This is a genomic window from Noviherbaspirillum pedocola, assembly GCF_016632335.1.
Classification (GTDB): Bacteria; Pseudomonadota; Gammaproteobacteria; order Burkholderiales; family Burkholderiaceae_D; genus Noviherbaspirillum_A; species Noviherbaspirillum_A pedocola.
In genome coordinates this window covers 149,239-172,457 of the sequence record NZ_JAEPBG010000007.1, presented here as the reverse complement: position 1 = coordinate 172,457, position 23,219 = coordinate 149,239, and the positions used below count along the sequence as shown (strand labels likewise).

At 64.3% G+C, this 23,219-nt stretch carries 20 protein-coding genes; 13 read left to right on the top strand and 7 right to left on the bottom strand.

The window, feature by feature from the left end; genetic code table 11:
* Window positions 1–11: 11 nt before the first annotated feature.
* Window positions 12–560 (bottom strand): 5-formyltetrahydrofolate cyclo-ligase, encoded by a 549-nt coding sequence (locus JJB74_RS17310; protein WP_200593783.1) that lies wholly within the window; start codon window positions 558–560, stop codon window positions 12–14.
* Between the two features lie 103 nt (window positions 561–663).
* Between JJB74_RS17310 and JJB74_RS17305 the strand changes: the two genes are divergently transcribed.
* The 10 genes from JJB74_RS17305 (at window position 664) to JJB74_RS17260 (ending at window position 15,139) form a co-directional block, all read left to right on the top strand.
* A complete protein-coding gene (locus tag JJB74_RS17305; protein WP_200593781.1) occupies window positions 664–2,628 on the top strand; it encodes a lytic transglycosylase domain-containing protein in 1,965 nt (654 codons plus the stop codon).
* Entirely contained in the window at window positions 2,628–3,587 is a 960-nt protein-coding gene (locus JJB74_RS17300; RefSeq protein WP_200593779.1) for a complex I NDUFA9 subunit family protein, read from the top strand. The genes JJB74_RS17305 and JJB74_RS17300 overlap by 1 nt, the downstream gene beginning before the upstream one ends.
* A gap of 36 nt (window positions 3,588–3,623) precedes the next feature.
* The gene (locus tag JJB74_RS17295; protein WP_200593777.1) at window positions 3,624–4,337 is read left to right on the top strand and encodes a glutathione S-transferase family protein; all 714 of its coding nucleotides are present in this window, start codon (window positions 3,624–3,626) and stop codon (window positions 4,335–4,337) included.
* Between the two features lie 7 nt (window positions 4,338–4,344).
* Window positions 4,345–5,538: a multifunctional CCA addition/repair protein gene (locus JJB74_RS17290; protein WP_200593775.1), complete on the top strand. Its 1,194-nt coding sequence runs from the start codon at window positions 4,345–4,347 to the stop codon at window positions 5,536–5,538.
* A gap of 191 nt (window positions 5,539–5,729) precedes the next feature.
* The gene (locus JJB74_RS17285) at window positions 5,730–6,416 is read left to right on the top strand and encodes a GNAT family N-acetyltransferase (protein WP_200593773.1); all 687 of its coding nucleotides are present in this window, start codon (window positions 5,730–5,732) and stop codon (window positions 6,414–6,416) included.
* 163 nt (window positions 6,417–6,579) lie between these two features.
* A complete protein-coding gene (gene phhA / locus JJB74_RS17280; protein WP_200593771.1) occupies window positions 6,580–7,500 on the top strand; it encodes a phenylalanine 4-monooxygenase in 921 nt (306 codons plus the stop codon).
* Between the two features lie 222 nt (window positions 7,501–7,722).
* On the top strand, window positions 7,723–11,292 hold the full coding sequence (locus tag JJB74_RS17275) for an indolepyruvate ferredoxin oxidoreductase family protein (RefSeq protein ID WP_200593769.1): 3,570 nt from the start codon (window positions 7,723–7,725) through the stop codon (window positions 11,290–11,292).
* Between the two features lie 248 nt (window positions 11,293–11,540).
* Window positions 11,541–14,081 (top strand): penicillin-binding protein 1A, encoded by a 2,541-nt coding sequence (locus JJB74_RS17270; protein WP_200593767.1) that lies wholly within the window; start codon window positions 11,541–11,543, stop codon window positions 14,079–14,081.
* Window positions 14,082–14,231: 150 nt separating this feature from the next.
* Entirely contained in the window at window positions 14,232–14,582 is a 351-nt protein-coding gene (locus tag JJB74_RS17265) for a hypothetical protein (RefSeq protein WP_200593765.1), read from the top strand.
* 269 nt (window positions 14,583–14,851) lie between these two features.
* Window positions 14,852–15,139, top strand: a complete 288-nt coding sequence (locus tag JJB74_RS17260) for a hypothetical protein (RefSeq protein WP_234484252.1) — start codon at window positions 14,852–14,854, stop codon at window positions 15,137–15,139.
* Between the two features lie 23 nt (window positions 15,140–15,162).
* On the opposite strand, the gene JJB74_RS17255 is transcribed toward JJB74_RS17260, so the two are convergent.
* Genes JJB74_RS17255 through JJB74_RS17245 form a run of 3 tightly spaced genes read right to left on the bottom strand, consistent with a single transcriptional unit; the run spans window position 15,163 to window position 18,649 of the window.
* Window positions 15,163–16,917, bottom strand: coding sequence for a putative bifunctional diguanylate cyclase/phosphodiesterase (locus JJB74_RS17255; RefSeq protein ID WP_234484251.1), 1,755 nt, complete (start codon window positions 16,915–16,917; stop codon window positions 15,163–15,165).
* Window positions 16,918–16,933: 16 nt separating this feature from the next.
* Window positions 16,934–18,253, bottom strand: coding sequence for a sensor domain-containing diguanylate cyclase (locus JJB74_RS17250; protein ID WP_200593761.1), 1,320 nt, complete (start codon window positions 18,251–18,253; stop codon window positions 16,934–16,936).
* Between the two features lie 3 nt (window positions 18,254–18,256).
* Window positions 18,257–18,649 carry a PAS domain-containing protein gene (locus JJB74_RS17245; RefSeq protein WP_200593759.1) on the bottom strand — a complete coding sequence of 131 codons (393 nt, stop codon included), beginning with the start codon at window positions 18,647–18,649 and terminating at the stop codon, window positions 18,257–18,259.
* A 335-nt stretch (window positions 18,650–18,984) separates the two neighbouring features.
* Here JJB74_RS17245 and JJB74_RS17240 point away from each other — a divergent pair, with 335 nt between their 5' ends.
* A complete protein-coding gene (locus JJB74_RS17240) occupies window positions 18,985–19,191 on the top strand; it encodes a hypothetical protein (RefSeq protein ID WP_200593757.1) in 207 nt (68 codons plus the stop codon).
* 59 nt (window positions 19,192–19,250) lie between these two features.
* Here JJB74_RS17240 and JJB74_RS17235 read toward each other — a convergent pair whose 3' ends face one another.
* From JJB74_RS17235 to JJB74_RS17225, 3 genes are read right to left on the bottom strand one after another with little or no spacing between them, the layout of a single operon-like run.
* A complete protein-coding gene (locus JJB74_RS17235) occupies window positions 19,251–19,754 on the bottom strand; it encodes a CinA family protein (RefSeq protein WP_200593755.1) in 504 nt (167 codons plus the stop codon).
* 19 nt (window positions 19,755–19,773) lie between these two features.
* Window positions 19,774–20,010, bottom strand: a complete 237-nt coding sequence (locus JJB74_RS17230) for a hypothetical protein (RefSeq protein WP_200593753.1) — start codon at window positions 20,008–20,010, stop codon at window positions 19,774–19,776.
* Between the two features lie 25 nt (window positions 20,011–20,035).
* On the bottom strand, window positions 20,036–21,814 hold the full coding sequence (locus JJB74_RS17225) for a RecQ family ATP-dependent DNA helicase (protein WP_200593751.1): 1,779 nt from the start codon (window positions 21,812–21,814) through the stop codon (window positions 20,036–20,038).
* Between the two features lie 139 nt (window positions 21,815–21,953).
* On the opposite strand from JJB74_RS17225, the gene JJB74_RS17220 reads away from it, so the two are divergent.
* Window positions 21,954–22,601: a DsbA family oxidoreductase gene (locus tag JJB74_RS17220; protein WP_200593749.1), complete on the top strand. Its 648-nt coding sequence runs from the start codon at window positions 21,954–21,956 to the stop codon at window positions 22,599–22,601.
* An 89-nt stretch (window positions 22,602–22,690) separates the two neighbouring features.
* On the top strand, window positions 22,691–22,900 hold the full coding sequence (locus tag JJB74_RS17215) for a hypothetical protein (protein ID WP_200593747.1): 210 nt from the start codon (window positions 22,691–22,693) through the stop codon (window positions 22,898–22,900).
* Window positions 22,901–23,219 lie beyond the last annotated feature (319 nt).

Below are 23,219 nucleotides of genomic sequence, written 5' to 3'. Positions count from 1 at the left end.
CGATGCTCAATCTATTCGAGACCATCTTCGGTAATCACCCAATCCATCGCCACATCATGCGCATCCTCCACAAACCCCGCCTCGCACAGCGCATAAGCGATCCCCGCCGTGCGAGGCGGGTTTAACAAAGAAGCCAGCGTCCGATCGTAATACCCCGCGCCATAACCCAGCCTGAAGCGTCGCGCATTAAAGCCGACACAGGGAAGCAGCAGCATTCCAGGTTCTACCAAACGACTTTGATTCGCCGGCACCGGAATTTTGTGCGCATCCCGTTCCAGCGCATCCCCCGGCCTCCATGCACAAAACAGCAGCGGCGCATTTTTCTCCTTCACCACCGGCAAGGCCAGTTCCACGCCACGCGCCGTTAAAGCCTCGTAAGCCGGCCGCAAGTCCGGCTCGGCCATGATCGGCCAGTAAATGCCCAGACTGCTCACCGGATTCGCCTCTAGCAAAGCCAGCAGCCGCTGACCGATCGCAAAGTCCTTTTCCGTGCGCTCTTCCATGCTTAAGCGCATGCGCGCATCCAGTAAAAATTTCCTTAATTCCGCTTTTGACAACATCCGATTTTTCCTGTGCCTGGGTGCAACAACCGCGGTTTTTCATGCATGGCGGCATGCTATTCTAGTCGGCCCCGAAGTTCGTTGAAAAAGAAGGCAAAAACCGATGTTCCCCCGCAAATGGAGCGCCGCATTCCTGGCCGCTTGTGCTTTCGCCTCGATTCCCGCCGCGCAGGCGCAGCCGCCGCGCAAGGCCGAGCTCTATGCCAGTGACGAGGATATGTTCGGCGCGCTGCGCGACGCCGCCCGCCGCGACGATGCGACCAAGGCGCTGGACCTGGCGTCGCGCCTGTCCAATTTCTCCATTCCTTCGTATATCGAGTACTACCGCCTGAAGCCGCAGCTGAAGCTCACGCCGCTGCCGACGGCCGCCATCCGCGATTTCCTCAAGCGCTACGACGGCACTGCGATCGCCGACCGGCTGCGTAATGACTGGCTACTCGAACTCGGTCGCGTGGGCGACTGGGAAACCTTCGACGAGCAGTATCCGCAATTCGCGCTCGATGACGACACCCAGGTCAAATGCTACGCGCTGATGTCCAAGCTCGACCGCGGCCAGAATGTCTCCGCCGAGGCGCGCGCGCTGCTGGTCTCGCCGAATCAGTACGGCGACGCCTGCCCGGCACTGGTGCTGGCGCTGGTCGAGCGCGGCCAGTTCAGCGCCGACGATGCCTGGTACCAGGTGCGATTGGCGGCGGAATCGAATCAGCTCGGCGCGGCGCGCAAGCTGTCGCTGGCCACCGATGCGCCGGAAGGCTTGGTCGCGCAGGCGCTGGACAAGCCGGCGGCGATTTTCGCGCGCAGCGCAAGCGGTCCACGCGCCGTGCATGAAGCCTTCCTGCTCGCGGTCGGCCGGGTTGCGCGCAACGATATCGACGCGGCCGGCGCGGCGCTGCTCGGCGGCTCGTCGTACCTGTCACCGCAGGAAGTGGCAATCGGCTGGTCGGCAATCGCGCTGCAATCGGCCAAGTCGCTGCAGCCGGTGGCGCTCGAATACTGGAAAAAGGCGGCCGGCGCGCCGCTGTCGCCGGAAGGCTATCAATGGTGGGTGCGCAGTGCGCTGCGCGCCGGTGATTGGACGATGGTGCGCACCGGCATCGAGGCGATGCCGGCCGCATTGAAGAAAGATCCGGCATGGACCTACTGGCTCGGCCGCGCCCTCAAGGCACAAGGCGACAAGACCGGCGCCGAGGAAAAATTCCAGAGCATCGCCAAGCAGACCAATTTCTACGGCCAGCTCGCGCTGGAAGAACTCGGCCAGAAGATCACGATCCCGCCGCGCGCGGTGGCGCCTACCGACGAGGAAGTCGCCGTGATGGCGCAGAACGCCGGATTCCGGCGCGCGATGCAGTTTTTCGACATGAACATGCGCTTCGAAGGCTATCGCGAATGGAACTGGGAATTGCGCCGGATGAACGAGCGCCAGCATCTGGCCGCGGCCGAATTCGCGCGGCAGAACAATCTGCTCGACCGCATGGTCAATACCTCTGACCGCACCAAGATCGAGGTGGACTTCACGCAGCGCTTCCCGGCGCCGTTCAACGACATCATGCATAGCAACACGCAAATGCTCGGCCTGGACCGAGCCTGGGTGTATGGCCTGATCCGCCAGGAATCGCGTTTCGTGATGGCGGCGCGTTCGCATGTCGGCGCCTCCGGCCTGATGCAGATCATGCCCGGCACCGCCAGGGAAGTGGCGCGCAAGATCGGCCTGGCTGGCTTCAGCGCCGGGCAGATCAATGACGTCAACACCAACATCCTGCTGGGGACGAACTACCTGAATTTCGTGCTGCAATCGCTGGATGGTTCGCAGCCGCTAGCGACTGCGGCCTACAATGCCGGTCCGAAACGTCCGAAAGCCTGGCGCGCGACGCTGACCCGGCCGGTGGAAGGCGCAATCTTTGCCGAAACCATCCCTTTCGATGAAACCCGCGGCTATGTGAAGAACGTGATGTCCAACGCCACCTACTACGCCGCACTGTTCGACAACAAGCCGCAATCGCTGAAGGCCAGGCTGGGAACAGTCGCGCCGAAGGGCTATGACGGCGGCAATAACGGAGACGCCTTCTGATGCGACTGCTCACCGCTTCCCGTTGCGACAAGTTGCTGGTGCTGGGCGGCACCGGCTTCATCGGTAGCCGCCTGGTGGCGCGCCTGGTGGACGACGGGCGGCGCGTGCTGCTGCCGACGCGGCGCGAAACCCATGCGCGGCATCTGATCATGCTGCCGGGCGTGGAAGCGCTGCAGGCGGATATTCACGATGAGGCGACGCTGGCGCGGCTGGCCGCGGGCTGCGATGCAGTGATCAACCTGGTCGGCGTGCTGCATTCGCGGCGCGGCCATCCTTACGGCCCCGACTTCGCGCGCGCGCACGTGGAATTGCCGCGCAAGGTGGTAGCCGCCTGCCGCGCGGCCGGCGTGCGGCGCTATCTGCACATGAGCGCGCTGGGCGCGTCGGATAACGGACCGTCGATGTACCTGCGTTCCAAGGCGGCCGGCGAACTGGCCGCCCTGTCCGATCCGATGCTGCGCACGACGATCTTCCGGCCGTCGGTGGTGTTCGGCGAGGGCGACAGTTTTCTCAACATGTTCGCGCAGCTGCAGGGCCGTTTCCCTTTCATCCCGCTGGGCGGCGCCGATGCGAAATTCCAGCCGGTGTATGTCGAGGATGTGGTCGGCGCCTTTGTCGAGGCGCTGGAAGACCATGACAGCTATGGCCGCGTGATCGAGCTGGTCGGGCCCAAGGTCTACACGCTGCGCGAACTGGTGCGCCTGGCCGGGCAGTACAGCGGCCATTCGCGGCCGGTGATCGGGCTGCCGAACGGACTGGCGCGCTTGCAGGCCTGGTTCCTCGAGCATGCGCCGGGCGGCCCGGTGATGAGCCGTGACAATCTCGATTCGATGCGCGTGGACAATGTCGCCGCGCCCGGCACCGTGACCATGCCGACCGCCATCGAAGATGTCGCCCCTTTCTATATCGGCCCGCAAGTTTCCCCGACCGGCTACGAGCACACCAGGCACCACGCCTGAGGCGCCGCACCGATTTTCTCCAGCCTCGACCCTGCCATGCAATCCACCGTACTCGATCCGACCCTGACCGCCACACTTTCTGCCGCCGAGAATTCCGCTTACAAGCTGGTGATCGCCAACAAGAATTATTCGTCCTGGTCGATGCGCGCCTGGGTCACGATGACGGCCTTTGGTATCCCGTTCCAGGAAATCCGCATTCCGCTGGACCAGCCGGACACCGGCAACAAGATCGCCATCTATTCTTCGTCAGGCCGGGTGCCGGTGCTGGTGACGCGGGAAACCAGCATCTGGGATTCGTTGGCGATCTGCGAATACCTGGCCGAGCAATTCCCGGAAAAGAATATGTGGCCACAGGACATGGTCGGCCGCGCGCTGGCGCGCAGTATCTGCGCCGAGATGCACTCGGGTTTCCCGGGCTTGCGCAGCGCGATGACGATGAATATCCGCGCGCGCCTGCCCGGGCGCGGACGCACGCCGGAAGCCCAGGGCGACATCGGCCGGGTCTGTGAAATCTGGGAATCCTGCCTGGCGAACTTCGGCCATTACGATTTCCTATTCGGCGATTTTTCGATTGCCGACGCCTATTTCGCGCCGGTCGCGACCCGTTTCATCACCTACGACGTCTTCCTCGCGCCGGCGCTGCGCGCCTATGTCGACCGCCTGCTGAATCATCCGGCGGTGGACCAGTGGATACGCGAAGCCGAAGCTGAAACCGAGGTGATCGAGCGTTTCGAACTCGACATGGAGTGAAGCCGGAATGAAGACCTACGTGGTCGGCGGCGCGGTGCGCGACCGCCTGCTGGGCTTGCCGGTGCAGGATCGCGACCATGTAGTCGTCGGCGCCACGCCGGAAGACATGATCCGCGCCGGCTTTCGTCCGGTCGGCAAGGATTTCCCGGTCTTTCTACATCCGCAAACCAGTGAGGAATATGCGCTGGCGCGCACCGAGCGCAAGACCGCGCCCGGCTACAAGGGTTTCGTGTTCCATACCGCGGCGGACGTGACGCTGGAGCAGGACCTGGTGCGGCGTGACCTGACCATCAATGCCATTGCCGAGGACGAGAACGGTGTTCTCATCGATCCGCACGGCGGCCAGCGCGATTTGCAGGCGCGCCTGTTTCGCCATGTGTCCGACGCCTTCGCCGAAGACCCGGTGCGCATCCTGCGCCTGGCGCGTTTTGCGGCGCGTTTCACCGATTTCTTGGTCGCCCCGGAAACGAATGCCTTGATGCGCGCGATGGTCGAGGCCGGCGAAGTCGATGCGCTGGTGCCGGAACGGGTGTGGCAGGAAGTGGCGCGCGGGTTGATGGAGCAACAACCCTCGCGCATGTTCGCGGTGCTGCGCGGCTGCGGCGCGCTGGCTCGCCTGCTGCCGGAAGTGGAATCCTTATGGCAGCTTCCCGCTTCGAATGCGGACCAGGAAGCGGGCAGCGCCGGCGAGCAGATGCTGCGCGTGGTCGATGTCGCGGCGCAGCTGTCCGAGCCCCTGCCTGTGCGCTACGCCGCGATGCTGCAGGCGCTGGGCGCGTTGCCGGAAGGCGCAAAGGCCGTCGACTCGGTCAACCGCCGCCTGAAGGCGCCGAATGAATGCCGTGACCTCGCAGTGATGACCGCGCGCGAATTCGGCCAAATCACGGGTTCTTCAGGCGCGACGCCGGCTGAACTGGTCACCCTGCTGGAGCGTTGCGACGCCTTCCGCAAGCCCGAACGTTTCCTGGAATGCCTGGAAGCGGCGCGCTGTGCGCAATTGGCGTCCACCAGCGAGCTGTCTTCTTTCCCACAAGCACAGCGCTTGCACATCGCACTTGACGCAGCACGCAGCGTGGACGCTGGTGCGATTGCCGGCGAAACCAGGGAACGTTGGCCAAGCGAACCGCTACGCATACCGCAAGCCGTACGCGAGGCGCGAATTGCTGCAGTTGCAAATGCGTTAATGCATTTCTCCGCATGAGCCAAAATTTTTCCCGCTTGCATTTCCTCCATCGCATTTCCTGTCCAAGTGCTCGAAAATCCCGGTTTCGCGGCGGCCTTTCTGCTTGATAGTCATCAACCCCTATCGCTTTAGACAGGGTGTTCAAGCCCCATCTATGCAATTGTCCTAGAATGGTTTGTGCGCTGCACCATGCGCGCCCAGGAGTCACTATGAATCTGATCACCAATGCTTTTTCCCGCTGGACCGCACGCGAGCCGGAAAAGGGGACGGAAAAATTCCCGGTTCGCGTCAAGGAACTGGCCGAACGCGACCGCCGCCGGCTGCTGAATCATTTCCTTGCGCTTCCCGATTCGGACCGGCTTCTGCGTTTCGGCTCGGTGCTGCCCGATGAGCTGATCACCCGCTATGTGCAGAAACTGAATTTTGCGCGCGACAGCATCTTCGGCGTCTATGACACCAACTTTCGTCTTGTCGGCGTCGGTCATCTGGCTTTTGCGCCGCGCGAAGCGCTGCCGGCGGTGCGCGATGCCACCACGAAGGAGCGGGTCGCCGAATTCGGCGTGTCGGTGCTGCCGGAAGCGCGTGGCATGGGCGTGGGCAGCCGGCTGTTCGAACGCGCCGCCATCCATTGCCGCAATGCGGACGTCGATACGCTGTACATGCATTGCCTGGCGTCGAACCGGGTCATGATGCATATCGCGAAGAAGTCCGGCATGAAGATCGAACGTTCCTATGGCGAAGCCGACGCCTACCTGAAGCTCACGCCGCCGGATGCGGCCAGCGTGCTGCAGGAAGCAATGCAGGAACAGGTCGCAGTGTTCGACTACACCCTGAAAGCCAATGCGCGCGCAGCCAGCAAGTGGCTGGCCAGCCTGTCAAAGACGCATCAGCGCTGATACCAGCAAGGAGCGGGCGCAACCGCTGCCGGACCCCGCGCCCGCTCTTCCTGACGCATCGCAAGCGCCAGGCACCACTTCCCCTCCCGATGGTTTGCACGGCCCGTGCGAATAACGACCAAACCGCCGGCATCCGCCTTTGAAAAGTGGGATACTGGCCCGCATGACAACGTCTTCCTATCCGGCGCAGCAGGAAGCCTTCCTGCAATCCCTGAAAGAGAAATCAGCGGGCGGCGAGCTGCGCGGCGACTACAGCCGCGCCGATGCGCAGTACGTGGTCGAACAGGATTGGGACAGCTACACGGAGGCGCAGCACGCGCTCTGGCGCCGGCTGTACCAACGCCAGGAAAGGCTGTTGCCGGGACGGGCGGCGCGCGTATTCATCGACAGCCTGGCCCGGCTCGATGCCCGCGAACGCATACCGCGCTTCGACCAGATCTCGGAAATCCTGCAGCGCGCCACCGGCTGGCGCCTGGTCGCGGTGCCGGGCCTGGTGCCGGACGCGGTGTTCTTCGGACATCTGGCCGAGCGGCGCTTTCCGGTGACGGTATGGCTGCGCAAGCCGGAAGAATTCGACTACATCGTCGAGCCGGACCTGTTCCATGATTTCTTCGGCCATGTGCCGCTGCTGTCGAACCCCACCTTCGCCGACCATCTGCAAGCCTATGGCCGCGGCGGCCTGAAGGCGATGGGCCTGGACGGCCTGCCTTACCTGGCCCGGCTGTACTGGTACACCATCGAATTCGGCCTGATTCAGGACAGCGACGGCTTGCGCGCTTACGGCGCCGGCATCCTGTCCTCGGGCGGCGAAATCGTCCATTGCCTGTCCAGTGACAAGCCGCGCCGCATCCCCTTCGAGCTCGAGCGCGTCATGCGCACGCTGTACCGCATCGACGATTACCAGGACACCTACTTCGTCATCCGCAGCTTCGAGCAACTGTTCGAAGATACGACGCCGGATTTCACCCCGATCTATGCGCGGCTGGCGCAATTGCCGCCGCTTCCCGCCGATACGCTCCTGCCCGGTGAAACCAATCTGCCGGCAGAGAAAAGCGCTGCGCATCAGGCGCAGGACCGCGCATGAGGGCCTGCGCGACGGAGCGTGATGCATCGTGTCGTCACAACCGTCGCTTTGCAAACACAAGCGCGCGAGGACAACATGACGGCCGGAACCGTCAAGTCCGGCCGCAGAAAAACGCGCTACTGTTTGCGGTACACTGGTCGCCCGAGACGGCCCGCCCACAAGGTGGGTCGTTGGCCGAGAATACCTCGCAACCAAAGACACGATTTTTGGACAGGAGACAGCATGAACGCCCCGCTTCCCGTAGACCGGCAGCCGCCATCCGCCGATATTTCCCTCGATGACAAATTCACCCTGGAGACCGGGCGCGCCTTCCTGACCGGCACCCAGGCGCTGGTCCGACTACCGATGGCGCAGCGCATGCGCGATGCGCGCGCCGGGCTCAATACCGCCGGCTACGTCAGCGGCTATCGCGGTTCCCCGATGGGCAACATCGACCTGACCGCGCTCAAGGCGAAGAAATATCTCGAAGCGCAGCACATCCGTTTTCATCCCGGCCTGAACGAAGACCTGGCCGCTACCAGCATCTGGGGCACGCAGCAGGTGAACCTGTTCCCGGGCGCGCAATACGACGGCGTATTCGGCATGTGGTACGGCAAGGGGCCCGGCGTGGACCGCTGCGGCGATGTGTTCAAGCATGCGAACATGGCCGGCACCAGCCCGCACGGCGGCGTGCTGGTGCTGGCTGGCGACGACCACGCGGCCAAATCTTCGACCACCGCACACCAGAGCGAACACATCCTGAAGGCCTGCGGCATCCCGGTGCTGTATCCGTCCTCGGTGCAGGAATACCTGGACTATGGCCTGCACGGCTGGGCCATGAGCCGCTACACCGGCCTGTGGGTAGCGATGAAATGCGTGACCGACCTGGTCGAATCCGGCGCCTCGGTCGACCTCGATCCGAACCGCGTGCAGATCACGATTCCGCAGGACTTCGAATTGCCGCCCGACGGCCTCAACATCCGCTGGCCGGACGCGGTGCTGGCGCAGGAAGCGCGGATGAACAATTACAAGTGGTACGCGGCGCTGGCCTATGCGCGCGCGAACCGCCTGAACCGCATCGTCTGGGACAGCCCGCGCGCGCGCATCGGCATCATCACCGCCGGCAAATCCTATCTCGACACCCGCGAAGCGCTGGCCGACCTCGGCATCGATGAAGAGGTGGCGCGCGACATCGGCATCCGCCTGTACAAGGTCGGCATGACCTGGCCGCTGGAAGCCGAGGGCGTGCGCGAATTCGCGCAGGGGCTGGAGGAAATCCTGGTGGTCGAGGAAAAGCGCCAGATCCTCGAATACCAGCTCAAGGAAGAGCTGTACAACTGGCGCGACGATGTGCGTCCGCGCGTGGTCGGCAAGTTCGACGACACCGGCGAATGGAGCAATGCGCATCGCGAAGGCCACGGCCACTGGCTGCTGCCGGCAACCTATGAATTGAACCCGGCGCTGATCGCCCGAGCCATCGCCAGCCGTATTTCCCGTTATTTCGCCGGCCATCCGATCGAAGCGCGGGTGCGCGAACGCATCGCCTATCTCGAAGCGCGCGAGGCGGCGCTGAAGGTGACCGCGCCCGATCCGAGCCGCGACCGCATGCCGCATTTCTGCTCGGGCTGCCCGCACAACACCTCGACCAAGGTGCCCGAAGGCAGCCGCGCGCTGGCCGGCATCGGCTGCCACTACATGGCGCTGTGGATGGACCGCGAAACCGCCACCTTCACCCACATGGGCGGCGAGGGCGTGACCTGGCTCGGCTGCGCGCCGTTCACCAGCGAAAAGCATGTGTTCGCCAACCTCGGCGACGGCACCTATTTCCATTCCGGCATCCTGGCCATCCGCGCCGCGGTATCCGCCAAGGTCAACATCACCTACAAGATCCTGTACAACGACGCCGTGGCGATGACCGGCGGCCAGCATGTCGACGGCCCGCTCGACCCGGCCATGATTTCGCGCCAGATCGCCGCCGAGGGCGTGAAGCCGATCATCGTTGTCACCGACGACCCGGAAAAATATCCGCCGGTCACCAACTGGGCGCCGGGCGTCACCATCCGCCACCGCAGCGAACTCGACGACGTGCAGCGCGAATTGCGCGAGTGTCCTGGCGTGTCGGCGCTGATCTACGACCAGACCTGCGCCTCCGAGAAGCGCCGCCGCCGCAAGCGCAAGGAATTTCCGGACCCGGCCAAGCGCGTCGTGATCAACGAGGCAGTATGCGAAGGCTGCGGCGACTGCAGCGTGCAATCGAACTGCCTGTCGGTCGAGCCGCTGGAAACCGAGTTCGGCCGCAAGCGCACCATCAACCAGTCGTCCTGCAACAAGGACTATTCCTGCGTCAACGGCTTCTGCCCGAGCTTTGTCACCGTCGAAGGCGGGCAGCTGAAGAAGCCGAAGAAGGCGACGGCGACCAGCGACAAGCCGGTGCCGACTGCGGCCGACTTACCGCATCCGGCGCTGCCGACCACGGCCGAGCCTTACGGCGTGCTGGTCACCGGCGTCGGCGGCACCGGCGTGATCACGGTCGGCCAGATCCTGGCGATGGCCGCGCATATCGAAGGCAAGGGTTGCACCGTGCTCGACATGAGCGGCCTGGCGCAGAAGGGCGGGCCGGTGCTGTCGCATGTGCGCCTGGCCGACCGGCAGGAACAATTGTTCTCGACCCGCGTCGGCGCGGGCGGCGCCGATCTCGTGATCGGCTGCGATGAAATCGTCACTGCCGGCGGCGACGCGCTGTCGCGCATGGCCGAAGGTCGCACGCATGCGGTGGTGAATGCCACCGGTTCGCCGACCGCTGCCTTCGTGCGCAATCCGGACTGGCAATATCCGGCCGGCGCCGCCGAAGGCGAAATCCGCCGGGCCTGCGGCGCGGACCGGGTCGATGTGATCGATGCCGGCCGCATTGCCACCGCGCTGATGGGCGACACCATCGCCACCAACCTGTTCCTGCTCGGTTATGCCTGGCAGAAGGGCTGGGTGCCGCTGTCGGAAGCGTCGATCGCGCGGGCAATCGTGCTCAACGGCGTGTCGGTGGACTTCAACCAGCAGGCCTTCGTCTGGGGACGCATCGCGGCGCACAGCCCGGCGACGGTGGAAGCGCTGGCGCGGGCGGCGGCGCCGGCGCAGGTGGTGGAATTCAAGCGCGCGCCGTCGCTGGACAATGTGATCGCGCGCCGCGTCGCCTTCCTTACCGCCTACCAGAATGCCGGCTATGCGCGGCAGTACAGCGACTTCGTCGCGCAGGTGCGCGCTGCCGAGACCGGGGTCGCCGACGGCGCGCCGCTGCGGCTGACCGAGGCGGTCGCGCGCAACCTGTTCAAGCTGATGGCCTACAAGGATGAGTACGAGGTGGCGCGGCTGCATACCGACCCGGCGTTCGCGGCGAAGGTGGCCGGCATGTTCGAGGGCGATTACAAGCTGAAATTCCACCTGGCGCCGCCGATCCTGGCAAAACGCGACAGCCAGGGCCGGCTGGTCAAGCGCGAGTACGGTCCGTGGATGCGCTCGGCCTTCGGCATCCTGGCCAGGCTGCGCAGCCTGCGCGGCACGCTGTTCGATCCGTTCGGCCATACCGAAGAACGCAGGACCGAGCGCGCGCTGATCGCTCGCTATCGGGACAATCTGTCGGCGCTGCTGCCGGCGCTGTCGACGGGCAATCTGGCGCAGATGGTGCAACTGGCGTCGATTCCCGACGACATCCGCGGCTACGGCCATGTGAAGGCGCGGCATCTGCAGGCGGCGCAGGCGAAGGAAGCGGCGCTGCTGGCGCAGTTGCGCGCCGGGGCAGGGGAAAAGCAAGCGGCGTAAGCTGCTTGTGTCGTAGCGTAGGGTGGGCGCAGTCCACGCGGTGATGCGATCAACGAACCGCGTGGGCTGCGCCCACCCTACCCATTCCTCCCGGCATCTTTCCGTCCAAACCGTCGCGCCGCGATCCGCAATTCCTTCGACAACGCGCAAGCCGGCGCCATTCCAGCCCCTCCCCACAACGAAATCCGCAATACCCGCCATTCGCTGACGCGGCAGACTGACGCCTCGAACTGCCGCCGAGGAAGATCGTGGAGAACAAGAAGCCTCCCCGTCGGCGCGGCTGGCTGCCTGCGGCGGCCGGCGCGCTGTTTCATGCCGTCAAAGTCATTGCCGTAGCCGGTTTCGCCAGCGCGCTGATACTTGCCGTCCTGGCCTGGACGATGATCCGGGACATGCCTTTTACCGACCGTCTGCCCGAGGTGCGGGCCATTAAGCCCAGCGTCATCCGCGCTGCCGACGGCAGCGAACTCGCCGTGCTGCGCAGCCTGCAACGCGAATGGGTGCCGCTGTCGCGGGTGTCGCCGGACGTGATCCATGCGCTGATTTCCACCGAAGACCAGCGCTTCTACCAGCATCATGGCGTCGACTTTGCCCGCACCGTTTCCGCCGTCCTGCATACCGCCGGCGGCGAGACCCAGGGCGGCTCGACCATCACGCAGCAGCTGGTGCGCAACCTGTATCCGCAGGAAGTCGGCCGGCAGCGCACCGTCACGCGCAAGCTCAAGGAAATGGTCACCGCGCTGCGCGTTGAAGAGCGCTACGGCAAGGACGCGATCCTGGAAACCTATCTGAATACCGTGCCCTTTCTGTACAACGTGTACGGCATCGAGATGGCTGCGCGCACCTATTTCGGCAAATCCGCGGCCGAGCTCGGACCGCGCGAAGCCGCAACCCTGGTCGGCATGTTGAAGGGCACGCACTACTACAATCCCATCGTCAATCCGGCGCGCGCGAAGACGCGGCGCAACGTGGTGCTGGGGCAGATGCTGCGCCATGGCTATCTCGCGCAAGGCGTTTACCAGGACCTGTGTGCGCAGGAGCTTGGGGTGCGCTTTCAGCGGCCCGTGGACGATGCCGGCAATGCCAGCCATTTCGTTGAATACGTGCGCCGCTTCGCCTCGGACTGGGCCGAGCGCAACGGCCATGACCTCGGCGCCGAAGGCCTGGTGATCCAGACCACGCTCGATCCGAAACTGCAGGCGCTGGCGGTGAAATCGGTCGAGCGGCAGACCGCCGTGCTGCAGGCAGTGGCCGGCGTGGAATGGGCGCGGCCGACCGACCGGCCGCTGTCCGAAGAGATCGGCCCGTATCTGAGCATGGCGTCGAAGGTGGAACCCTTCCGCAACTTCTGGCGCGACAACCCGGCGCTGGAAGACAGCTTCCTGAAGGAGACGCCGGAATTCCGCAGGGAAGCGAAGACATCTGGCGAAGCCGCCGCGCTGCGCGCGGTACGCCATGACAAGCGCCTGCTGGCACAGGTGCGCGCGGCCAAGACGCGGCTCGAAGCCGGCTTCGTGGCCATCGACCCTGCCAGCAGCGAAGTGAAGGCCTGGGTCGGCAGCCGTGACTTCGCCACCGATCAGTACGACCATGTGGCCCAGGCCGCGCGCCAGCCGGGATCGACGTTCAAGCCCTTCGTCTACGGCGCGGCGCTGGAGCGCGGCTTCGCGCCGGAGCGCCCGTACACCGATGCGGCGATTGAAATCCGCCTGCCGGACGGCAAGATCTGGCGCCCGACCGACATGGGCGGTCCGACCGGCCGCATCATGACCCTGCGCGACGGTCTGGTCTTCTCGCGCAACAGCATTACCGCGCAGGTGATGCGCGATGTCGGCGTGCCGGATATCGCCGATCTCGCCCGCCGCGCCGGCATCCGGCGCAGCCGCCTCGATCCGGTGCCCTCGCTGGCACTGGGCACCAGCCCGGTGACGCTGCTCGAAATGGCTGGCGCATATGCGACCATCGCGCGCGGCGGCGTTTATCGCGAGCCGATCGTCGTCAGTCGCATCACCGACCGCAATGGCACGGTCATCGCGCAATTCGATGCGCCGCCGACGCGGGTGCTCTCCGAAGGCACCGATGTGCAATTGATCGACATGATGCGCGACGTGATCCGGCGCGGCACCGGCACGCTGTTGAAGAAGCGCTTCGCCACCGGCGCCGACGTCGCCGGCAAGACCGGCACTACGCAGAACAATACCGACGGCTGGTTCATGCTGATGCATCCGCAGCTCGTCGTTGGCAGCTGGGTCGGCTTCAACGATGCCCGTGTCACGATGCGCAGCGCCTACTGGGGGCAGGGCGGCCACAATGCGCTGCTCTTGGCCGGCGACTTCTTCCAGGCCGCGGCCAAGGCCGGACTCGTCGACGTCGGCGCCAGCTTCCCGCAACTGCCGCGCCAGCCGGTCATCGCCGCATTGCCTCAGGCCGGGGAACCGGATGAGCACCCCGGCATACTCATCACCGCCGAAACGCCGGAGGCGGGCGCGACGACAGTCGAATCTGCCTCCGGAATAACAGACGAAGCGGACGATGTTCGCATCACGACGGCCACGCATGGCATGCCGGCAGGCCCGCGTGACAAGCCGCCGCTGAATGATGAGCAGGTGTCGCAGTTGCTTGCCGGCATGGGGCGCGACCCGGTGACCGGTGCGCGGCTCGCCGCGCGGCAGGCGGTGGAAACCAACCCGCCCCAGTCCAATCGAATGTCAGGCTCATCCGGCGCAGGCAGTGTCTCATCCGGCGATGCCGAAGAAGTGCCGGCAGCCACATCGGATGAAATCCGCTGAGCTGGCGCAAGAAGTTGGCAAAATCTTATGAAAATTTTGTTTAAGCGTTGCCAAAGTGCTATTCTTGGTGCACTTTTTTCTGAGGATAGTTGTCATGCACTGCGGCAATCCTGTGCGCAAGTGATCAACTCATGAATTGATGGAGAAGTCATGGAACAGCAACCGCAATCGCAAGACCCGCAGCAATCGCATGAACTCACATCCCAGGTCACCTACAACCCGGACAATCTGCTGGATTCGTTGATCGAGCGCCTGAATCTCAAGAATGATGCGGCCCTGTCGCGTGCGCTTGAAGTCGCGCCGCCAGTCATCAGCAAGATCCGTCACCGCCGTCTGCCGGTCGGCGCGTCGATGCTGATACGCATGCATGAAGTGTCGAACATGGACATCCGGGAATTGCGTGAATTGATGGGCGATCGTCGTACCAAGTATCGCCTGAGCGATGCCCAGGGCAAACCGAAGCCCGCCGATGCGCAGGCCAAGGCCAAATCGCAAGACTAAGTCTGACGCTGCTACGCTTGCCGGCAGCGCTGCGCCGGCAATACGCAGGGCCTGCGGTGCAGGGATGCACCGCAGGCCCTGCGAGCTTTTGGCATGGCATTTGCCGATTCATCCATCTTGCACCGAGTGTTCGCCAGCGCACAGCCTCTTCCTTACCAACCGTGCATCATCAGCCTTACGGTAACCAGATCCCGCATTCGCTGCCGCAGTCAGGGCATACCGGCAGGCTGCGGCGCAATGTTTTCACTCAGAGAAAGAAGGAGATGCTCATGAACACCCTCAAAACCCGTGTGCTGGCGCTTTGCCTGTTTACCGCGATTGCCGGCGCGTCAGGCGCGGCTTCGGCCAAAGGCTGTCTGACTGGCGCGGCTGTGGGCGGCGCGGCCGGCCATGTTGCCGGCAAGCATGGCATGGTCGGCGCGGCGGCTGGCTGCGCGATCGGTCATCATCACGCCAAGAAGAAAGCCGAGCAGGCCAATGCGAATGCGCAGCAAACGCAGAATGTCGGCCAGAACGGCGCGGCCAATACCTCGACCGCGCCAGCTACGAATCGGTAATCGTATCGCTGCGTCGGTAACCGTCAGAGCGCGGTTGCCGGCGCAGGCAAACACGCGCCCAGCAGGGCCGGCAGCATCTCGGCCGGCACAGGCTTGCTGAACAGATAACCCTGCATCTTGTTGCAGCGGCGATTGCGCAGATAGGCAAGCTGTTCCTCGGTCTCCACACCCTCGGCCGTGACCTGCAATCTCAGGTTGTGCGCAAGCGAGATGATCGATGACACGATCGCCGCTTCCTCGTGCCCTGAAACGATGTCCGAAACAAAGGAGCGATCGATCTTCAGATTGTCGATCGGGAAGCGCTTCAGATAAGCCAGCGACGAATAGCCGGTGCCGAAGTCATCGATCGACAGGCGCACGCCCAAATCCTTCAATGCCCGGAGCGAGCCGATCGCGCCATCGACGTCATGCATCATCAGGCTCTCGGTGATTTCGATTTCCAGGCAGCAGGGTTCGAGCCCGGAATCCTGCAGCGCGGCTTCGATGCCATGCGCCAGATCGCTGCGCGCGAACTGGCGCGCCGACAGATTCACCGCAACCCGCAAGTCCGGATGCCCCAAGCCCTGCAAGCGTTTCGTTTCCTGGCACGCGGTTCGCAGCACCCAGTCGCCAATGGCCACGATCAGCCCGGTTTCCTCGGCAATGCCGATGAAGCGGTCCGGATAGACCAGGCCCATTTCCGGATGCCGCCAGCGGATCAGCGCCTCCGTGCCGATCACGCGGCCGCTGTCGAGATCGAGCTGCGGCTGGTAATGCAGCACGAATTCCTCGCGCTCGATGGCGGCGCGCAGCGCGCTGCCGATCTGCATGCGCTCCAGGGCGCGCTGGTTGATCGCGTCGGTATAGAACTGGTAGTTGTTGCGGCCGCGTTCCTTGGCCTGGAACATCGCCATGTCGGCGCGCTCGATCAATTGTTCGGCATCCACGCCATCGGCCGGATAAATCGCCACGCCCATGCTGCAGGTCAGGAAGAAATCCTTGCGGTCGAATTGCAGCGCCTGCTGCACCGCATTGGCGATGCGCTCGAGCAGCAGAAAATTCAGGCGGTGACCCGGCTGTTCGCACAGCACCAGCGCAAATTCGTCGCTGGACAGGCGCGCGACCAGGTCGGTGGCGCGCAGCGAGGCCTGCAGCCGCTGCGCGATCGTCATCAGGAACACATCGCCGGCCATGTGGCCGAGGCTGTCGTTGAATACCTTGAAACGGTCGAGGTCGAGAAACACGACCCAGATCTGGCTGCCGCTGCGCTCGGCCCGCGCCATGGCGCCGCGCAAGTGGTCATTGAGCAGGCTGCGGTTGGCTAGGCCAGTGAGCTCGTCATGCGTGGCCAGGTGGCGCAGCGTCATCTCGTAGCTCTTGATCTCGGTGATGTCGTACTGTGAGGCCACGAAGTGGGTCACGGCGCCATCCGTATCCTCCACCGGCGCCACGTACAGGTGATTCCAGAACAGCGTGCCGTCCTTGCGGTAATTGCGCAGCACCACGTTGGTGGCACGCTGCTCGGCGAGCGCCCTGCGGATTTCCTGCAGTCCCGGCTGATCCTGGTCATCGCCCTGCAGGAAGCGGCAGTTGCGGCCGATGACTTCCCCCGCGCTATAGCCGGTGATGCGCTCGAAGGCGGGATTCACATATTCGATCGCATACTCCGGCGCTTCGGCGCTGGTGATCATCATGGCGTTGGCGCTGGCTTCTACCGAGCGTTCGTACAGGCCGAGGCTGATCAGCCGCGCCTGGCGCGCAGCATCGGCATCGTTGTGCGGCATGGTGTTCTCGCTCATGCTCGCGCGCCGGATTTCACGCGTTCTCCAGGGTGGGCGCCGCATGGGCGATGCGATTGCGGCCGGCGCGCTTGGCGCTATACAGCCCGGCATCGGCTTCGCGCAGCAACAAATCCAGGCCGGCGATGCCCTTGTGCATCACCGCCACGCCGATGCTGACGGTATAGCCGATGCTGCTGTCGCCGATGTCCACGCGCTGCGCCGCAACCGCATCGCACAGGCGCTGCGCCAGGTTCATTGCGTCGGCCAAATCGGTCGACGGCAACAGCGCGGCGAATTCCTCGCCGCCGATGCGCGCGACCGCATCGATATCGCGCAGCGAGGACGTGAGCGTGCGCGCCAGATTGCGCAGCACGGCGTCGCCGGCCGCATGGCCCCAGGTGTCGTTGATGCGCTTGAAATGGTCTGCGTCGATCACCAACAGCGCCAGCGGCCGCGGCGCGCGATTCCAGCGCTGCAGCTCGAGCTCCGCCACCTGGAAGAATTTGCGGCGGTTGGCGATGCCGGTCAGGTGATCGCATTCGCTTTCGCGCAGCAGCCGCTCGGCGTTGTCACGCCGGTCGCTGATGTCCCGAATGATCAGCGCATAGCCGCGGGCCTCTTCCGTTTGACCATTCGGTTCATCGTCGATGCCGGTGAGCGGAGCGATCATCGTGCTGGCCCAGAAGCGGCTGCCATCAGCGCGCACGCACCAGCCTTCGTCCAGGCTCCAGCCATTGCAATCGGCTTCATGCAGCCGGTCGGCGATACGCTCCGGCGTGATCGCGCCCGGCGCATGGAACAGCGCCAGGCTTTGCCCGGTCACGCGGGCGGCGTCATAGCCGGTCAGCCGCGCGATGCCGGGGTTCCAGATTTCGATGCGGCCGGCCGTATCCAGCGCCATGAGCGCATAGTCGGTCACGTCGTTGAGCACCGCATTGAACCAGGCTTCGCTCTGCCGCAGCTGGCGCTCGCGCTTGACGGCCACGGTGATGTCGGTGAGCACCGCCATGGTCCGCGCCGCATCCAGGCGCAGCAGCGACACCGACAGCATGCGCGGATCGACGCGACCCGGAATGCCGGCGGTGAGCTGCACCCGCAGCGAGTCGCAGATGGTGCCGCTGTCAGCGGTAAAGGATTCGGCCAGGTTGCGCAACTCCGGCGCAACCGGCTCGAGCACGCGGAACAGATTGTCCAGGCCGCCGTCGCGCGACAGCGGCATCAACAGCTGCGCCGCCAGGGGGTTCATGATCGTGACGCCGCCGTCCGGCGTCATCTGTACCAGACCGACCGGCGCCAGATAGAGAAATTGCAGTAGCGCCTCGTATTCCGCTTCGATGCCGTTGGCGTGGTTCATGGCTCAGACTGCACGCTCAACCAGTACATAGCGCATCTCCTGCGCGGGATCGGCCAGAAGACGCAGCTTCACGCGCGTGGGCCGCATGCGCAGCGTCAGCACATAGGCGATGGTGTCGTCGAGCGCCGCGCCGGTTGCCGCAGCATCCTCGAAGCGCTGCGCCACCATGAAGTTGTTCATGCACGGCGCCACCGTAGAAAACAGTTCAGCGTTCAGCACGCGCTGCGGCGACAGTCCGGAAGCGACCGACTCGAAACGGTTGTATCGCCGCACCACGCCTGCGGCGTCGAAGCCAATCACGCCGAACCCCAGCGCATCGAGTTGGTCCTGGGTGCAGTCGGCCAATGCGCTCAGCAAATCGGCCTGTTCGAAATAAGGTAGAGCAAGAGTTTGCATGGGAGTAACCGACGGTTATCGCTACTTTGTTATAAAAAGTTTTCAAACGGCAATATTTTGGCTCATCATAACGTATTTCCGTCATGCAATGCCGTGATTACTGTGTTTGGGAATCGTCGTTCGTTGTTATGGTCGAAAACAGCATGCGCCTAGAGCGTATTCACCCTGACCAGCCTCACGACGCCGGCCGCATTGCCGCCGGCACTGCGTTGCGGCTCCTCGCCGTACTTCCGGTACGGCTCGTCGTCGCGCCTTGTTCCGACGACAATGCACCTCGGCCTCGTTGAGTCCAGTCAGGGCGAATACGCTCTAGGATGACCATCGTGGAGACGATCATGGAAAAGCCATCGGAAAGCGCGGCCGAGCGTCGCAATAGGGAAGAACGGGAAGAACGGGAAGAAGCGGAACGCGCCGCGCGCGAGCGCGAAGCCCGGGCCGAGCCAGGCGCCGAGGCCCTGGACGATGCGCGGGCGCTGCAGCAGATGAGTGAAGGTGTGGTCGATACGAGCGAGGAATTTCAGCGCATCGAACAGAAGCGCTGAATTCTGTTGACCAGGCGCGGCGCGCTTCGCGGTCGATGCCTGGCCGATTGCCGGGCTGGCTACTGCTCGTCCCGCACCGCCTCGTTGTGGTGCTGCCAGATGCGCCCGATCGCGTATTCGGCGCCGGCCTGGCGGATCGCGTTGCGGTCGCCGTCAAATTTGCGTGTTTCGGAAAACACCTGCACGCCGCCGTCACGCTCGAATGCCCAGGCAAAGCAAATCGTGCCGGCGGGGATGCCGCCTTCGCCATCGCCCGGGCCGGCTACGCCGGTGTCGGCGATGGCGACATTGGCACGCGATGCCTTGAGCGCACCTTCAGCCATCTCCCGCGCCACTTCCTCGCTGGTCAGGTTGTAGCGGTCTATCGTTTCCTTGCGCACGCCGAGAAGCGCGATCTTGGCCTGTGGCGAATAAGTGACGAACGCGCATTCCAGCCAGCTGCCGCTGCCCGGCTCGTCGGCGAGCATCGATGCGATCAGCCCGGCGGTGCAGGATTCGGCGGTGACGAGTTTCAAGCTGTTGTCCTGCAGATAGCGCAGCACGCTTTGCAAGCCCTGATTCATGCAACTCTCCGAAAAAGCCTCATAGCCAGGATTCGCGCAGGCTCGGTTCGTCGTGGCTGCTGCGCTCGAGCCGCATCAGGCCCGGCGGCAGCTTCGCGCGCACGTCTGCCAGCGTGTCGCCGACAACGAATTCGCCGGTTTCCATGCAGCTGCAATAGCGCCGCGCCACATACTGGTTCGGAAAGGCCGGCGGCTCCTCGAAGATGAGCCACATCGAGACATCGTCCTCTTCGGAACAGGCTTGCGTTTCATTCATGGTCGTCATTCCTTGCGATTGCATGTCAGGCCAGGCTCGCCGGGCTATCGCTCGGCTGCACATAACTGGCTAGAAAGATCCTGGGTTCGCCATCGGCGAAAGCGATCGTCACCTTGTCGCCGGCAATCGCGATGACTTCGCCTTCCTCGTGCTGCGGCACCCGCACCCGGCTGCCGACGGCAAACAGCGGCGCAACCGGCTCGCTGGCCGCCGGCGCCGGCTCCGCAACTTCGATCGGCGCCGGCGGCAGGTCGCCGGCCTGCAGCCGGCGGCAATTGTCGCAGCGGCCGCAGTCGCGAATTTCATCCTCGTTCGCGCCGAAGTAGTCCAGCAGCAGTCGCCAGCGGCAATAACCGCTCTGCGAATAGGCAACGATCTGCTCCAGCGCTTCGCGGTCGTGCTCGGACTTGTCGGCATAGGCCGCGGCCAGCGCATCAAAACCCTCGGTCGCGGCCGCCTTCTTCCCGGCACGGACGCGCAGGCGCTTGTCCTGCGCCAGCAGCCCGGCGCTCTTCAGCAGCTTCACCGTCACCCGCACCCGCGATTCATGCAGCTCGGGCAGCGCGTCACACAGCGTGGCCAGCGCAATCGGCCCTTCACGCACCAGATCAAGTGCTGCCGCATACACGGTGCGCACATCGGCGCCGCCCGGATAGTCGCGCACCAGGAAGAACTGCTGCAGCCGCTTGTCCTTGTAATGGAACAGCAGGATGCAGCAGGCGTCTTCACCGTCGCGTCCGGCGCGTCCGGATTCCTGGTAATACGCTTCCAGCGTGCCCGGCATCTGGAAATGGATGATGAAGCGGATGTCGGCCTTGTCGATGCCCATGCCGAAGGCATTGGTGGCGACCATCACCCGGGTTGCACCTTCCATGAAGCGATCCTGGTTCTGCTGCCTGTCCTTGGCCGACAAGCGGCCGTGGTACAGCGACACACTCGCACCGCGCTCGGCCAGCGCCGCATGCACCGCCTCGACCGCGGCCACGGTAGCGCAATACACGATGCCGGACCCGCCTTGCGCGTCCACCGCACGCAGCAGTTCGGCCAGCCTTTCGTCCTCGCTGGTGACCTGCACGACTTCGTAGACCAGGTTGTCGCGATAAATGCCGGTGTCGACGATGCGCGGCCGGCGCATGCCGAGCTGCCTGACGATGTCCTGCGCCGCTTCCTCGGTCGCGGTGGCGGTCAGCGCCAGCACCGGCGGATGACCCAGCGCTTCGATCGCCGCGGAGAGTTCCAGATAGGCCGGGCGGAAGTCATGGCCCCATTGCGACACGCAATGTGCCTCGTCGACCACGAACAGCGCGATGGTCTGGCTGCGCAGCACGTCGAGAAACTCGGGATGGGTCAGGCGCTCCGGCGTGGCGAAAGCGATGCGGCAGCGGCCTGACGCAATCGCCGCCAGGCCTGCCTCCTCTTCCTCGCGTGGAATCGCGCTGTTCAACTGCACCGCGGCAATGCCGAGTTCCACGAGCTTCGCATGCTGGTCGCGCATCAGGGAAATCAGCGGCGACACCACGATCACCATTCCCGACAGGCACAAGGCGGGCAGCTGATAGCACAGCGACTTGCCGCCGCCGGTGGGCATCATGGCGAAGGTATCGGTGCCGCCGAGCACACTGGAGATGACTTCGCGCTGGCCGGGACGCAGGCGGCGCAGGCCGAAGGTATTGCGCAGCAGCGTATCGAGATTGCCTGGCTTTTTCGCGCCCGTGGGCCGCGCGGCGCGGTAGCGCTTGTCGCTGGACGGGACGGTTTGCGTATCGAAGGAGGGGAGCGCCGTAGCGCCGTTTGTGAAATCCATGTCGGGTTGTCTGCCTGTTTGCTGAAACAATTCTGCGGTGATTCGACGCCAATGCGATTGCGTGAAATCACCGCGTCATTGAATATCCGGCAAGCGCAGGCATATGCATGTTTTCCATCATCCGTGGAGCGACGCCGCAATGAGCGCCAACATGAAAATCGATTTTGTTTCCGACATCTCCTGCCCGTGGTGCGCCATCGGCCTGAACGCCCTGGAGCAGGCGCTGGCCGAAGTGGCGCCGGAAATCCGCGCCGAGATGCATTTCCAGCCTTTTGAGCTCAATCCGCAAATGGAGGCGGAAGGGGAAGACATCCTCGAGCACATCGGCCGCAAGTACGGCGCCTCGCCCGAGCAGACCGCGCGCACCCAGGAAACGATACGGCAGCGCGGCGCGGAAGTCGGCTTCACTTTCAGCATGGATGCGCGCCGGCGCATCTACAACACCTTCGATGCGCACCGCCTGCTGCACTGGGCCGAGGAAGAGGGCCGGCAGCGCGAGCTCAAGCATGCGCTGTTCGACGCCTATTTCACCCGCGGCGAAAATCCGTCCGACCAGGCGGTGCTGGTGGCCGCCGCCGAGCGTGCCGGCCTGCCTGCCGAGCGTGCGCGGCAGGTGCTGGAGAGCGGCGATTATGCGGACGCGGTGCGCGAGCGTGAACGCTTCTATCTCGATGCCGGCATTCACTCGGTGCCCGCGGTGATCGTCAACGACAGGCACCTGATCCAGGGCGGACAGCCGGCGCAGGTGTTTGCGCAGGCGCTGCGGCAGATTGCGGCGCAGGGGTGAGGCGGCGGTGACGCAGGTTGGGCCGGCAAGCCAGCCCTTTCAAGGTGGCGTCAAGTTGTCGTTCAGGCCGTCGGTAGTTCGAGATAAGGTTGGCTGGGCGAGATAAGGGTACGGTGCAGTTGCAGTTGCAGTTGCAGTTGCAGTTGCAGTTGCAGTTGCAGTTGCAGTTGCAGTTGCAGTTGCCGTTGCCGTTGCCGTTGCCGTTGCCTCTGTCGTTGCCGTTGCCGTTGCTTTTAACCCCCGTTGATTGCGCCGTGACGGCGATGCCCGGAGCGGGAAAAGGTGCGGCGTCTGTTTGAGCGCAGCGCAGCGTAGCGAGTTTAGCCGCGCCCCGCTTCGGGCATCGACGGCACGGGGACCCCGCGCAGCGGGGCGCAATCTCCGGGGCGCCTTTTCTTGCCTACTTCTTTTGGCGCGCAAAAGAAGTAGGCCGGCTGCCGGGCCGGGACCCGGCTAGGTCGAGGGGGCGCTGAACGTTTTGCATCACCGGAGTGATGTCGTTGAGGGGGCAGGCTCTTGCCTTGGTCGTCGTCGCGTTGATTGAGGTTTGGATTGAAAGGCCCGCCCGATCGAAGTTTCTAGGCCCGGTGACCCGAAACGGCCATCGCGCTTGGCGAA

Bases quoted from the DNA above. Each gene is read 5' to 3' on its own strand.
- JJB74_RS17310 (WP_200593783.1), bottom strand. From the start codon at position 560: ATGTTGTCAAAAGCGGAATTAAGGAAATTTTTACTGGATGCGCGCATG.
- JJB74_RS17305 (WP_200593781.1), top strand. From the start codon at position 664: ATGTTCCCCCGCAAATGGAGCGCCGCATTCCTGGCCGCTTGTGCTTTC.
- JJB74_RS17300 (WP_200593779.1), top strand. From the start codon at position 2,628: ATGCGACTGCTCACCGCTTCCCGTTGCGACAAGTTGCTGGTGCTGGGC.
- JJB74_RS17295 (WP_200593777.1), top strand. From the start codon at position 3,624: ATGCAATCCACCGTACTCGATCCGACCCTGACCGCCACACTTTCTGCC.
- JJB74_RS17290 (WP_200593775.1), top strand. From the start codon at position 4,345: ATGAAGACCTACGTGGTCGGCGGCGCGGTGCGCGACCGCCTGCTGGGC.
- JJB74_RS17285 (WP_200593773.1), top strand. From the start codon at position 5,730: ATGAATCTGATCACCAATGCTTTTTCCCGCTGGACCGCACGCGAGCCG.
- phhA (WP_200593771.1), top strand. From the start codon at position 6,580: ATGACAACGTCTTCCTATCCGGCGCAGCAGGAAGCCTTCCTGCAATCC.
- JJB74_RS17275 (WP_200593769.1), top strand. From the start codon at position 7,723: ATGAACGCCCCGCTTCCCGTAGACCGGCAGCCGCCATCCGCCGATATT.
- JJB74_RS17265 (WP_200593765.1), top strand. From the start codon at position 14,232: ATGGAACAGCAACCGCAATCGCAAGACCCGCAGCAATCGCATGAACTC.
- JJB74_RS17260 (WP_234484252.1), top strand. From the start codon at position 14,852: ATGAACACCCTCAAAACCCGTGTGCTGGCGCTTTGCCTGTTTACCGCG.
- JJB74_RS17255 (WP_234484251.1), bottom strand. From the start codon at position 16,917: ATGAGCGAGAACACCATGCCGCACAACGATGCCGATGCTGCGCGCCAG.
- JJB74_RS17250 (WP_200593761.1), bottom strand. From the start codon at position 18,253: ATGAACCACGCCAACGGCATCGAAGCGGAATACGAGGCGCTACTGCAA.
- JJB74_RS17245 (WP_200593759.1), bottom strand. From the start codon at position 18,649: ATGCAAACTCTTGCTCTACCTTATTTCGAACAGGCCGATTTGCTGAGC.
- JJB74_RS17240 (WP_200593757.1), top strand. From the start codon at position 18,985: ATGGAAAAGCCATCGGAAAGCGCGGCCGAGCGTCGCAATAGGGAAGAA.
- JJB74_RS17235 (WP_200593755.1), bottom strand. From the start codon at position 19,754: ATGAATCAGGGCTTGCAAAGCGTGCTGCGCTATCTGCAGGACAACAGC.
- JJB74_RS17230 (WP_200593753.1), bottom strand. From the start codon at position 20,010: ATGAATGAAACGCAAGCCTGTTCCGAAGAGGACGATGTCTCGATGTGG.
- JJB74_RS17225 (WP_200593751.1), bottom strand. From the start codon at position 21,814: ATGGATTTCACAAACGGCGCTACGGCGCTCCCCTCCTTCGATACGCAA.
- JJB74_RS17220 (WP_200593749.1), top strand. From the start codon at position 21,954: ATGAGCGCCAACATGAAAATCGATTTTGTTTCCGACATCTCCTGCCCG.